Below are 13,103 nucleotides of genomic sequence, written 5' to 3' on the forward strand. Positions count from 1 at the left end.
GGTCTCCTTTTAAAGCGCTGTTTTTACGAGAGCGGTAAGCTCGGATACTTCGTCCTTTTTAAGCTTCATGCTCACGGTATTTACGATAAGGCGCGCGGAAATGTCGTACATTTTTTCAAGCACGACGAGCCCGTTTTCTTTTAGTGTCGAGCCTGTCTCAACTATATCCACTATCGCGTCGGAAAGCTCCAAAAGGGGAGCAAGCTCTACAGAGCCCTCTATTTTTATGATGTCTACGTCGAGATTGCGTTCGTTAAAATAACGCTTTGCCACGTTGGGATATTTCGATGCGATCTTTATTTGACGGTAGTCCGAATAAAGCTGCGTGCCGGGCAGACCTGCCACGCAGAAGGAGCATACGCCCGTTTTAAAGTCGAGCACCTCGTAATATGCACCGCCGTTTTCCATTATCGTGTCTTTGCCTACTATGCCGGCGTCGCATACGCCGTGCTCAACGTAGGTGATAACGTCGGGCGCCTTGGCAAGCACGAATTCGTAATCGCCAGCCTGTATTATCAGCTTTCGTCCCTTTTCGATAAGCGGCGTCATATCGAGACCCGCGCGGGAGAGAAGCTTTACGATATCCTTTTCAACGCGCCCTTTCGTCAGGGCGATACGCAGTTTACTCATTATTTTCGCCTCCGAATCCATAGTTTTCCGACTTTCCGTCCGAGATGAACACAACGCGGGAGAACGCGCCGCTTTTTGCCTTTGCCAAAGCCTCGGAAAGAGAATCGAAAAGGCTCATCTCGGCACATACGCCCGCCTCGAAGAGAGCGGCAAGCTCTTCTTCGCCGCGCTTGTAATCAGAGGGCGCGTGGCAGTGCACCAAAACGCGCTCGGCGCTTTTTTGGGGCGCGTTCTTTTTGAGCGCGATGACGATGCTGTCAACGTCTATGGCAAATCCGGTGGAGGGAAGGCCCGCGCCGAACGCTTCACAAAGCGTGTCGTATCGTCCGCCCGAAAGCGCGGCGTCGCCGAGACCCTTTAAGTATCCTCTGAACACAAGTCCCGTGTAGTATTCTATCGAGTGTACAAGTCCCAGATCTATCGAAAGATACTTTTCATATCCGAGCGAGCATAAAAGGTCGTAAACTTCCTTCAGATGAAGTATCACGGCTTTTGCGCTGCTGTTTGGCGCGAGATTTAACGCTTCGTCGAGCACCTCCTTGCCGCCGAACAGCGTGGGAAGGCTGCCCATGGCGCGTCTGTCGCCTATGGCGTAGCGCTCAACGAGATCGGACAGCGCCGCAAAATCCTTGCGCTCAACAAGCGTTCTCGCACGGTCGGAAAGCTCCTCCGAGTCGAAAGCGCACTCTGCAAGCGCCTTGAAGTAGCCTATATGTCCAAGCTCTATCTTAAAGCCGTCAAGCCCCAGTGCAAGAAAGCTCTCGATAGCGGTGATTATCACTTCAACGTCTGAGCGAAAGCCGCCCGCGCCCACTATTTCAACGCCGCACTGCGTTATTTCGTCGCGGCGCGCTTTAAGCGCCTTGTTGCGCCTGAACACCTGCTGACAATACCAGAGGCGGTAGGGCATCAGCTGGGGATCGAGCTTTGTCGCGCATACGCGAAGTATCGGCGCCGTAACGTCGGGACGAAGGGAGAGTATGCGTCCCTGCGCGTCGAATAAATTATACATAGACTCCTGAGGAAGCTCTGATGCGGAAAATACATCGTAAAACTCCAGCGTGGGAGTGATTATCTCATTAAATCCGCGTTTTGTAAACGCTGTTTTCAGGCGTTCTTCGATCATACGCTTCAAAGACGCCTCATAAGGGAGCATGTCGAACATTCCGACAGGCGTTATCTTATTGTTTCCCATATATAATATTTCCTTCCTTGCTTTATTACTTTACTATACTACTGCAATAAAACATATGTGTCAAGCCCCTTTTTTCTTGACATCATCATCAGTCGTTCATATACTTAATATATGATCTGAAATATATGATAAGATAATTTTATGAATATATCAAATCCTATGTTTAAGGAGGCACCTTATAATGGTTCTGGCTATTGATATAGGTAATACGAATATCGTAATGGGCGCTATATCCGAGGAAGACGGCAAAAGAAAAATAATGTTTACTTCGCGCATATCTACAGACAAGAGCAAGACCGCCGACCAGCACGCAGTAGAGGTAAAAGATATATTCCATATGTACGGACTCGACGTATCTGCGCTTGACGGAGCGATAATCGCATCTGTCGTGCCTTCGCTTTCGTTTGTGTTCGCAAGCGCGATAGAGCGCGTTATCGGCATAAAGCCGATGATGGTGGAGCCGGGCATGAAAACGGGGCTTGATATAAAAATAGACAATCCGGCCCAGCTCGGAAGCGATATAGTCGTTTCGTGCGTTGCCGCCATAGAAAAGTATCCCACTCCGCTTTGCGTTATCGATCTGGGAACGGCGACGACGATAACGGTAGTTGACAAAAAGAACGCAATACTCGGATGCCTTATCATACCCGGTATAAGGATATCATTGGAAGCGCTTCGCACCAACACATCCCAGCTTCAGGACATAAGCCTTGACGCGCCGAAAAGCCTTATCGGAAAGAACACTATCGACAGCATGAAATCGGGACTTATCATAGGAAACGCCGTCATGTTCGACGGGGTGCTCGACCGAATAGAAAAACAGCTCGGACGCGAGCTTACGGCCGTGGCTACGGGCGATCCCGCGCAGTTCGTCATTCCTCACTGCATGAGAGACATTTCGATAGACGATGATCTCATGATGGACGGACTTTATATACTTTATAAGAAGAACGCCGACACAAAGGCGGTAAAGCATAAATAAAAAAGAAAAAGCTCCAAAGCGATCTATATTTCGCTGCGGCGCTTTTTCGTTGCGCTTTACCGGCATTGCCCCTTGCGAACATTTTAAAAGCATAACGTATGCGCCTGTCTAAATAAAGAACTGAACTATTATCCCCACAAAAGCTATTATAAGTCCGAGCACGGTCAAAAATGTGATGAGCATATTGTTTCTTTCGGAATACATAAGGTTAAGATCGGCTTCAAGAAGTTCGAGCATATATTTTACCTTTTCAACAAGCGGCGCAATATTCTGGCTTTCCTGGATCACCCGCCCCAAAGAGCCTATTTCGCTTATCTCTACCTGTTCTGCCTTGTTAAGGACGGTAAGCACGCGCTTTCTGTAATTTCCCGCTTCCCTTATGCGTTTATAGAAAGACCTGTTCTCACGCGACTTGTTTTTATAGGCGGAAACGCCGTTTATTAGAGTTTTTAGCGACATAACGAATTCAACGGAGAAGAGTATCCCGTGGTTCACCGTGAGCGGGCAGCTTCCCATATAGAAATAATCGTCGACGCCGCCGTATGTTTTACGGCCGTATTCCTCCTGACGCTCAAGATAGTCAAGCCGCTCTTTCGAGTCTATCAGGTTCACGAAAACAAACGAGCCCTCGTATGCATATAGCTTCATAAATCTGCGGCTGCCCCAGGTGTGGGAAAGCCCCGCGCGCACCGTATTTTCGGGTACGAAGGCGTATCCCTCGTCGCCGGATATAAGTCCGTAAAGAAGCGGCGCTTCGGCTTTCTCTAATTCATCGACGGTATCATACGGTGAAGACGATCCCGTTATTTCCAAAAGATAGCTTTTTGATACGGGGTCGGATGGTGTTCCAAGCTGCGCGCAGAGCCGTTTTGCCAATTCATCGAACGAGCAGGGCGCAGATTTGGGAAAAGCAAGCGGCCTTTTCATACCCGATTGACGAAGCGCTATAAGCTCGTCGGACGATTTATTGTCAAACGAAAAGTGGTGAGATACGCAGAAGACGCCGGAGTCGGGGATAAAGGTGAGCATCGTACAGCCAAGCTCGGGTAAAAGAATACGCGCGACCTCATAAGTCTGTCCGCCTCCGTGAAGGAATCTTTGCGCCGTCTGAAGCTCTGAAAAGTAAGACTTTTCCTTATACTCCGCATACTCGTCGTATACTGTTGCCGAGGGGAACAAACGCACGGCGCAGTCAATAAAATCTTTTTTTGAATTCCAGCGCAGCGTAATGAAGTAATATGCATATGATATATTTCCGCTTACGTTTTCCATATTGCGTCCTTTCCGATAGAAAGATTTAATTCCTAAGCAGGCAAAAAATTCGGTTTGTTATCTTTAGTATACCACAGCGCGAGGCGAAAGGGACGTTTTACGGCAATCCGAAAGCATTTTTCTTTAAAATTGACACCGCGGTGCGCGAATGTGATAAAATTGATAAAAAAGCAAGCGTAAAACACCGGCGCGCGCATAGTGAAAGGAAAAACGATGAATAATGTACCATTTTGGTCTAAATACATGGAGCGATTAAACCTTCATGATGCTTGTTGGATTATGGGAAACTGCGAAACAATTAAAGAAATAGTAAACAGATCGCCATATTATTCGCTTTTGCCCATAAGGTTTTATAATTACGGTTCATGGAATTATCGCGAGGATTACGATATTCATTCTGTCGGCTGTTTTAGAAACGGTTTTGAGTTGGTGAGAATATCTGATATTTGCTCGTCAAAAGCTCATTTTGCACAAAAGCTTTGGGAGAAAGCGGCTGAAGAAACCCGAAAAAGATATCCCGAAATAGAAGCGCTATCTTTCGGCGCACAGTCTGCCGATGGCATATATCCCATACAGTTCAGGTATGATATTCAAGAATTGACTGAAGCTCAGCGACAAATAATGAAGGACATAATAGACGATGGTTTTACTGTCGATGAGTATATGGATATAAAGCATTACGAAAAAGAAAGAAGGAAGATTTGGAAATATGAAGGGGTTGTAAAATATACGCGAGATGAGATGAGGGAGATAATACTTGGCACCCCTCACGGGAAAATGCCTTCAATTGAGTTGAGGAAAAGAGTATCATTCTCATATGAAGAATGTGAAGAATACTATAAATGCTTTGACGAGCGCATGTTGCTTTTGGGAAACCAGATAAGGGCATACAATTATTATCTACCGCAAAACACACCATTGTTTGAGGCCGCTAAGCAAGGAAACAAGGAAAGAATCAAAGAATTGATTGCAGACGGGTATTCGCTGAATGAAATAAGCCCAAGCGGGGAGACGGCGTTTTCTTTACTGTTAGATGCTATTACAGAAAAAAGCAAAATGGCAGATGACGATAGAGCTTTTCTGGATTATATTATTGAGCATGGTGTAAATGTGAACCTAATAGGCGTAACAGCAGTTGCAGAGCCGCCAGTGTTCAATGCGTTTGTTTTTAGAAACGATGATTTGTATAAATGGCTTCTCGACCACGGCGCAGATACAAATGTCCAAATATTTTATGATCTTTGGGACGGATATGATTCGTATACAGCAGATGAGTGGATAAATGAGCATATGAATATCAGCGAAGATTAAAAGCGGTTTAATATATTGTGATAAAAAAGCAAGTGAAGAATACTCAGTGCGCCATCGCTTTCGGAATTTTCAAATGTCGCCCGTCATGTGACCAAAAGAGGCGGCGCGCGATGGCATATTGTGACTGTAAGATAAAACGCACGCACAATATGAAAGGAGTGACTCGTATGTACGGAGCAATATTGGGAGATATCATAGGTTCGCCTTACGAATTTGACAGAGGTGAAAAGACGAAGGAGTTTCCGCTTTTCAATGTGACCTTTGAACCGGGCTGCCGTAATAACTGGCATATCCATCACGCGGACAAGGGACGGCGGCCGAATCGTGCGGCTTATGATATTTATAACTTGATTTATCAAAGGAGGAACAACAAAAATGATGAAAGAAGCTTTAGATCTGACAAAAGAATGGGATAAGACCTTCAAAAAGAGCGATAAAGTCGATCATAAAAAGGTGACGTTTCATAGCAGATACGGCATAACGCTTGCGGCCGACCTGTACGAGCCGAAAAATGCTTCAGGGAAGCTGCCCGCTATCGCCGTTTGCGGTCCGTTCGGCGCGGTAAAGGAGCAGTGCAGCGGCCTGTATGCGCAGACTATGGCCGAGCGTGGATTTATAACAATGGCGTTCGACCCTTCGTTTACGGGAGAGAGCGGCGGACAGCCGAGATATATGGCCTCGCCCGATATAAATACGGAGGACTTTCAGGCGGCCGTTGACTTTTTGTCCGTTTATGAGAAGGCCGATCCCGAAAGAATCGGCATAATAGGCATATGCGGCTGGGGCGGCTTGGCTGTAAACGCCGCCGCGCTGGACACGCGCATAAAGGCGACTGCCTCAATGACGATGTACGACATGACGCGCGTAAACGCAAAGGGCTATTTCGACTCCGCCGACAGCGAGGAGGCGCGCTATAACATGAAAGCCGCGCTGAACGCTCAGCGTACAGCCGACTATAAAAGCGGCGATCATGAGCAGGGGGGCGGCGTTATAGACCCGCTGCCGGACGACGCGCCCTTCTTCGTAAAGGATTATCACGCATATTACAAGACTCCGCGCGGCTATCATAAGCGTTCGCTCAACTCAAACAACGGCTGGAACAAAACGGGCTGTATGTCGTTTATAAATCAGCCCATACTCATGTATTCAAACGAGATAAGAAGCGCCGTTTTATTGGTTCACGGCGAAAAGGCGCACTCGTGCTATTTCTCGCGCGACGCGTATGAGGCCATGGTGAAAGACTCAAAGTATGCCGAAAACAAGGAGCTTATGATCATCCCGAACGCGGTGCATACGGACCTGTACGATAAGGTTGATATAATACCGTTCGATAAGCTTGACCGGTTCTTTAATGACAATTTGAAATGATCAAAGTCTGAAAGGAGATTTTGATATGATAAAACGCATGACGGCGCTTGTCCTTATACTGATTTTCGGTCTTACTCTGCCCGCTTGCGCCTTTGACGTATCGGATGAAGGCGAAAACGCGAGGGATGCGGGCGCCTTTATTGATGTGCCCGCTGACGCGTGGTACGCCGAAGCGGCAGCCTCCGTTTGCGAACGCGGCCTTATGACGGGCGTCGGCGAAGGCAGGTTTTCGCCCGACGGCCACTTTACGCGCGCGCAGCTTGCAACGGTGCTTTACCGTATGGCGGGCGAGCCGGAAGCTTCCTCAGAGGACGGCTTTACGGATACCGATCCCAACGCATGGTATGCGCGGGCAGTTTTTTGGGCGTGGCAAAACAAAGTTATAAACGGCGTAGGCGACGGCCTTTTCGCGCCCGACACGCCTGCTACGCAGCAGATGCTTGTTACCATGCTTTGGCGCATGGCGGGCGAGCCTGCGGCTTTAAAGGCAGAAGATGCAGACGAATATGCTTCCGTGGCTTCAGGCTGGGCAAGAGCGAACGGCGCAGCGCCCACACAGGGAGAATATGTTTATGCGCCAAAGGAAACGGCAACGCGCGCTCAGACGGCTTATATTTTAGAAAGATATCTTGACCTTTCGGACGCGGCGCAGCCGCAGGCCGAAAAGATAACGCTTACTGCGGCGGGGCGCACGCTCGAGGTGGAATGGTATGAAAACAGTACTGTCGAGGCGCTTCGGGAACTTTTAAAGAAGGGTGACATAACTCTTACGATGACCGACTACGGCGGCTTTGAAAAAGGCGCGCCGCTTCCGGAAGCGCTGCCTGAAAACAATGAGCAGATGAATACAGACGCAGGAGACATAATTCTCTATCGCGGACAGCAGTTCGTGATCTATTACGATAAGAACAGCTGGTCGCTTACTCCGCTGGGAAAGATAACAGGCTTAGAAAAAAGCGAGTTGAGAGAACTTTTGGGAGAGGGCGACGTTACGGCTGTGCTTTCGATCGGCGAATAAAACAAAGACGGCAGGCAGGCCGCAAGCGGCCGATGAAATCTTAGAAAGACAAAATAGGGGGCAAAGGCAAATGAAAATCATTCTTCTTATGGGCAGTCCCAATAAAAACGGTTCAACGGCGATATTGGCCGCCGAATTTATGCGCGGCGCGCGCGAGGCGGGACATGACGTTGAATTTATAGACGTATGCCGCGCGGACGTCCATCCGTGCACGGGATGTGTGCGCTGCGGCTATGAGGGGCCGTGCGTTCAAAAGGACGGCATGGAGACGATCAGGGCAAAGCTTCTGTCGTGCGATATGGTCGTATTTGCCACGCCGCTTTATTATTACGGCATGAGTGCGCAGCTTAAAACGACGATAGACCGATTCTGTGCATTTAACAGCAGCCTGAACTCTCGAAGGCTCCGTTCGGCGCTTATTTCCGTTGCGTGGAACGACGACGACTGGACGTTCGATGCGCTTACGGCGCATTATAAAACGCTTGTGCGATATGTAAATCTTAAGGATATGGGAACGGTGCTCGGACGTGGCTGCGGCACGCCTGCGCAGACGAAAAGGAGCCGCTATCCCGATGAGGCGTATAAGCTGGGAAAAAGCGTTAATTAAAGAAGGGAAGCTTTATGTATAACAAAACTATAAAGCTGTGCGAGGGTGTGCGCACCTGCGGCGTTGATCGCCGCGGGCTTTTCGTTACGTCGAAGGCGCGCGCTTGAAGCGCAGCTTCGGGAGCTTGCCAACAGCACGTCGGCAAGCTGCAAGCGATCACGGATGAACATTTTGCAAAGCCCACGCTTGTTTTGGATTTTGAACCTGACACAGACGAATAAAGATAAAAGCAAAACGGGAGCAGTTTGACGGCTGCTCCCGTTTATGATCCCGACTCTTCTAATGGACAAAAATGCGGAAACACGCAAAAAAAGTCAATAGCCTGTTGTAAACCCCTCTGTTTTTGGGTATAATGCTAATGAGCAAAAGCACGGCAGCGGCAATAAAACCGCTCCGTGCTTTTTGTTATGATAGTTTTTTATATCATCCGAGCTTACCTGTCTTGCCGGAAATCGACTTTGATGAGTTTTGCGTCTGTCTTGCGTTGATTTTAATAAAGGCTTTGCCTTGCTCCAAATAAAGCTCCTGCTGCTGTGAAGACAGCGAGCGGAAAATTCTTAAAAGCTCGTTTTCTTTTTCGCTTTTTGTTTGCGCGTTCGGAAGCCCCAAAAGGTAATCCGCCGTAACGCCGAAATATCGGGCAAGCAGCTTTAACGTCTCAAAATCGGGCTCGCTTGTTCCCTGCATATATCCGCCCAAAGTCGAGGGCGGCATCATTAGATCGGATGCGAGCTTTTTTTGTGTGATATCATGTTCATCCAAAAGTTCCCGAAGTCTTTCTGAAAAAGTCATAATGCCGCACCTGCCTTCGCGAAAGATTTAATCAAGCTAATTGTAAGAGATATGATAAGACAAACGTTCTTAAAAACTTGTAAAACGTTGACAAAACGAGATATACGTTATAAAATCGAATTATGGAAAAGGAGGGAGTGAAATTATGAGCATAAGCATTCATACAGCCGCAAACACGGTGCTGCAAATGGAAAGCGATTTGCAAAAGCGGCTGAAAGGAAAAGACAAAAAGTTCTGGCAGAATACTTATATCAAAAAGCAGATCGACAAGCGGATTGAGACGGGCGAAGAAGCACAGTTTACGCTTGAGGATCACATACGGGCTATGGTATACGCCATGCTGAGCTCATGCCGTAAGTGGTCGGAGATTGAAGATATGATCGATCCTGAAACAGGACGTATTCCCCCGGTAGACGAGGCATTTCTGCAATATGACACAAAACAGCTGCCTTCAACTAAAGAAGAGCTTCAAAAAATCGTTGAAAGCAAGCTGAATGATAAGAAATACCTTACCGATGTGCAGTATGAGGCGTTGGCCGAGGTCAATATTCCAAAGCTTATCGAGTGGAATAAAAAGCCCGGTGGGATCGATGGATTTTACAAAACCTTTTTAGACCGTGACCCGACGGGATTATCTCTTGTTAAAGCGCTTTCCGAGACGGGAGAAAACAAGCTGGCGGGGCTTGGCGAGGCCTTGGCGTCGGAGTATTTAAGAAACGTAGGTTACGACTATCCGAAGCCGGATCGCCATCTCAGAAGAATGCTCGGAGGAAAACGGCTCGCTTTCTCAGAAAGAGAAGATGCTACTCCCAAGGAAGCATTCGTCGCCGTGCGCGCAATCGCGGATGAAATCGGCCAAGAAGGGACAGGCCCCGCAAAGGTGGATTATATTCTTTGGTCATATTGCGCGTCCGGCTATGGCGAGATATGCACGGCGGATCCGAAATGCAGCGAATGCGCGGCAAATAAGCTTTGCCGCTATCCGAAAAGAAATGAGGCGGTAAAATGAAACGAATAATGTATCTTGTTCTTTCGGCGGCTATGGTTTTTTCTATGCTTGCGGGAGCAAGCATAAATGTCGGAGCCACGGGAAAGGCCATAGAGATTTGGAGCATTGAGGATTTGTACGATATTCGATACGCTCCGGATAAAGACTATATCATGATGGCGGATATTGATATGGAAAAGGATAAAAACTCCGGCTATATGGGAACGGACGGGATTTGGCCTACGATAGAGTCGTTTTCAGGCTGTTTCGACGGAAACGGACATACTATCTCCTATCTGAACGCCAATCTCTTTACGACGAACAGCGGCGAGATAAAGGATTTGACTCTTTATGGGTCACAAGAACCCTTGCTTACAACAAATGAGGGAGTTCTTGACGGTGTGACTGTAAACAGAGCCTCGTGTATAAACATGCTCGCACAGTACAATACAGGAAGCGTTTTAAACTGTAAGGTCTGTGATTCGCATTTTAGTTATTTGGGTAAGGTTGCTCATGCCTACACATTGGCTAACTCAAGCGGTATGGTTTCGAATAACAGCGGTTTAATGGTGAATTGCGGTATTATCAACTGTTCATGGCTTTTTGCTTATGATTACTACTACTATGGTAGGCATCCAAACGATGAGGTGTGTTACTCTCCTTGCAAGAAAGGTAACCAGGTCTACAATGCGGTTTTTATATGCAGTGCTATTTGCAGCAAAAATACCGGGACAATAAAAAATTCATTTTGTATAGCCAGTGAAGATGTCAACAAGGAATGGACATATTATTATAACGATAAAGGCAATATAAAAGAAAGCATTTTTTTCTGCAAATATCAAGACGGTCAAATAGAGAACTGCTATGCCAATACAGACTTATGCTATTATTCTAAAACCCAAAAAACTGGTTCTGTAAATTGCTTTTATACTACCTCAGGCACATTGACATGCGCAGACGATCCGCAGTTAACAAACTGCTACGTTAATACGGGGAGCATATCATTAGAGCTTATGAAGCGCGAGAGCACTTTTTCGGGCTTCGATTTTGAAAACACATGGATAATTGATAAAAACGTAGAATATCCTTATCCGCAGCTTCGTTCCAACAGGCAGGATGCGGCAAAGACGATTGAGAGCATCTCATTCAAAACCAAGCCGTCCCATACTACGTATACGGTGGAAGAGAGTATCTTGGCAGACGGGGAACTTACGGTAAACTATATTGACAACACTTCCGAAACCGTGCCGATCACAGCCGCCATGCTATCCGGATATGACATGAGCGTTATAGGCGAACAGAGCGTGACCGTTACGTATCGTGACAAGTCGCTGACGTATACGATCACCGTAAAGCCACCGCACGCGGTTACCGGCGTTACTTTGATCTCCGGCCCGAATAAAACAGAATTTATAAAAGGCGCGGCGCTTGATTATACGGGAGCCGTAGTCCGTGTTCAGTATGCCGATGGAACATTTGAGGATATAAATCTTACTCCGGACAACACAACAGGCGGCAGCACGGAAGCGACCGGTTTTTACAACGTGACCTATACAAACGGAGATTATAAGGTGACGTTTCGCATCAACGTAAAAGAAAAAGCCGCCGGAGACGACGGAGCGCCCGCCCCTGTGACGATAACGGATATACGCTGCACGAACGGAGCCGTTTCTCTCTCGTGGAAAACTGTGCCCGGCGCAGACGGTTACAGATTATACCGTAAGACCGGCAGCGGCAAGTGGACGACTATAGTTTCGTCAACAACGGCAACGTCGTACACGGATACGACAGTGACCGAGGGCAAAACGTACACGTATACACTGCGCTCCGTTAAAGACGGCGCATGGAGCACGGGATATAACGATACGGCGAAGTCGATAAAGGTAGAGGCAGCGGCGCCCGAGCCTGTGACAATAACGGATATACGCTGTGCGAACGGCGCCGTTAGCCTCGCATGGAACACGGTACCCGGCGCAGACGGCTACAGATTATACCGTAAGACCGGGAGCGGCAAGTGGACAACTATAGTTTCGTCAACAACGGCAACGTCGTACACGGATACGACAGTGACCGAGGGTAAGACGTACACGTATACACTGCGCTCCGTTAAAGGCGGCATATGGAGCACGGGATACAACGACACATCGAAGTCGGTAAAGGTAGAGCCGGCCGCGCCCGAGCCTGTGACGATAACGGATATACGCTGTGCGAACGGCGCCGTTTCTCTCGCATGGAACGCGGTCCCCGGTGCAGACGGCTACAGAATATACCGTAAGACCGGGAGCGGCAAGTGGACGACTATAGTTTCGTTAACAACGGCAACGTCGTACACGGATACGACCGTGACCGAGGGCAAGACATATACATATACTCTTCGCTCCGTTAAAGGCGGCGGATGGAGCACGGGATACAATGACACAGCGAAGTCGATAAAGGTAGAGGCAACTGTGCCCGAACCGGTGACAATAACGGATATACGTAGCGCGAACGGCGCCGTTACCCTTTCGTGGAAAGCTGTCCCCGGAGCAGACGGATACAGAATATATCGTAAGACCGGCAGCGGCAAATGGACGACTATAGTTTCGTTAACAACGGCAACATCGTACACGGATACGGCAGTGACCGCGGGCAAGACATACAAGTATACACTGCGCTCCGTTAAAGACGGCTTATGGAGCACGGGATATAACGACACAGCTAAGTCGATAATGGCTAAGTAGACAATCGAGATAACAGCCTCTCGCGACGAACGGTACTTAATTTGTTAGACGATATGGCACATTGATTGTGAATGGAAGTTGTTCATGACAGGGGTTGAATCTATCCTTACAACCATATCGAATGTGATTGTATCTGTTTGGTAGTATAAGCGGCCGACGAATCGGGCGGATTATTTCGACGACGGTCGCGAGTGGTTGGAGTTGGCCTGCCAGAGTGTTT

The 13,103-nt window shown here is 48.0% G+C and carries 11 protein-coding genes and 2 pseudogenes; 9 read left to right on the forward strand and 4 right to left on the reverse strand.

Features of this window, described 5'->3' with window-relative positions; all coding sequences use genetic code 11:
• Positions 1–9: 9 nt before the first annotated feature.
• Complete coding sequence (locus tag IJG50_08335; protein MBQ3379851.1) at positions 10–651, reverse strand: ATP phosphoribosyltransferase; 642 nt, start codon at positions 649–651, stop codon at positions 10–12.
• The gene (hisZ, locus tag IJG50_08340) at positions 623–1,825 is read right to left on the reverse strand and encodes an ATP phosphoribosyltransferase regulatory subunit (protein MBQ3379852.1); all 1,203 of its coding nucleotides are present in this window, start codon (positions 1,823–1,825) and stop codon (positions 623–625) included. Before hisZ ends, IJG50_08335 begins: the two co-directional genes overlap by 29 nt.
• A gap of 181 nt (positions 1,826–2,006) precedes the next feature.
• On the opposite strand from hisZ, the gene IJG50_08345 reads away from it, so the two are divergent.
• Positions 2,007–2,807 (forward strand): type III pantothenate kinase, encoded by an 801-nt coding sequence (locus IJG50_08345; protein ID MBQ3379853.1) that lies wholly within the window; start codon positions 2,007–2,009, stop codon positions 2,805–2,807.
• A gap of 108 nt (positions 2,808–2,915) precedes the next feature.
• Here IJG50_08345 and IJG50_08350 read toward each other — a convergent pair whose 3' ends face one another.
• Entirely contained in the window at positions 2,916–4,079 is a 1,164-nt protein-coding gene (locus IJG50_08350) for a hypothetical protein (protein ID MBQ3379854.1), read from the reverse strand.
• Between the two features lie 198 nt (positions 4,080–4,277).
• On the opposite strand from IJG50_08350, the gene IJG50_08355 reads away from it, so the two are divergent.
• The 6 genes and pseudogenes from IJG50_08355 (at position 4,278) to IJG50_08380 (ending at position 8,383) form a co-directional block, all read left to right on the forward strand.
• Positions 4,278–5,390 (forward strand): ankyrin repeat domain-containing protein, encoded by a 1,113-nt coding sequence (locus IJG50_08355; protein ID MBQ3379855.1) that lies wholly within the window; start codon positions 4,278–4,280, stop codon positions 5,388–5,390.
• Positions 5,391–5,557: 167 nt separating this feature from the next.
• Positions 5,558–5,644, forward strand: a pseudogene (locus tag IJG50_08360) (ADP-ribosylglycohydrolase family protein).
• A pseudogene (locus IJG50_08365) lies at positions 5,630–5,701 on the forward strand (cupin domain-containing protein). The pseudogenes IJG50_08360 and IJG50_08365 overlap by 15 nt, the downstream one beginning before the upstream one ends.
• Before the next feature lie 64 nt (positions 5,702–5,765).
• The gene (locus tag IJG50_08370) at positions 5,766–6,758 is read left to right on the forward strand and encodes an alpha/beta hydrolase (GenBank protein ID MBQ3379856.1); all 993 of its coding nucleotides are present in this window, start codon (positions 5,766–5,768) and stop codon (positions 6,756–6,758) included.
• Positions 6,759–6,783: 25 nt separating this feature from the next.
• Entirely contained in the window at positions 6,784–7,776 is a 993-nt protein-coding gene (locus IJG50_08375; GenBank protein ID MBQ3379857.1) for an S-layer homology domain-containing protein, read from the forward strand.
• Between the two features lie 70 nt (positions 7,777–7,846).
• Positions 7,847–8,383: a flavodoxin family protein gene (locus IJG50_08380; GenBank protein ID MBQ3379858.1), complete on the forward strand. Its 537-nt coding sequence runs from the start codon at positions 7,847–7,849 to the stop codon at positions 8,381–8,383.
• 423 nt (positions 8,384–8,806) lie between these two features.
• Here the strand turns inward: IJG50_08380 and IJG50_08385 are convergent, their stop codons facing one another.
• A complete protein-coding gene (locus IJG50_08385; GenBank protein ID MBQ3379859.1) occupies positions 8,807–9,175 on the reverse strand; it encodes a helix-turn-helix transcriptional regulator in 369 nt (122 codons plus the stop codon).
• A gap of 145 nt (positions 9,176–9,320) precedes the next feature.
• Between IJG50_08385 and IJG50_08390 the strand changes: the two genes are divergently transcribed.
• Together IJG50_08390 and IJG50_08395 are read left to right on the forward strand one after the other, a co-directional pair.
• Positions 9,321–10,184, forward strand: coding sequence for a hypothetical protein (locus IJG50_08390; protein MBQ3379860.1), 864 nt, complete (start codon positions 9,321–9,323; stop codon positions 10,182–10,184).
• Entirely contained in the window at positions 10,181–12,883 is a 2,703-nt protein-coding gene (locus tag IJG50_08395; protein ID MBQ3379861.1) for a bacterial Ig-like domain-containing protein, read from the forward strand. The genes IJG50_08390 and IJG50_08395 overlap by 4 nt, the downstream gene beginning before the upstream one ends.
• Positions 12,884–13,103 lie beyond the last annotated feature (220 nt).

The organism is Clostridia bacterium, from assembly GCA_017405765.1.
Taxonomy (GTDB): domain Bacteria; phylum Bacillota; class Clostridia; order Oscillospirales; family RGIG577; genus RGIG577.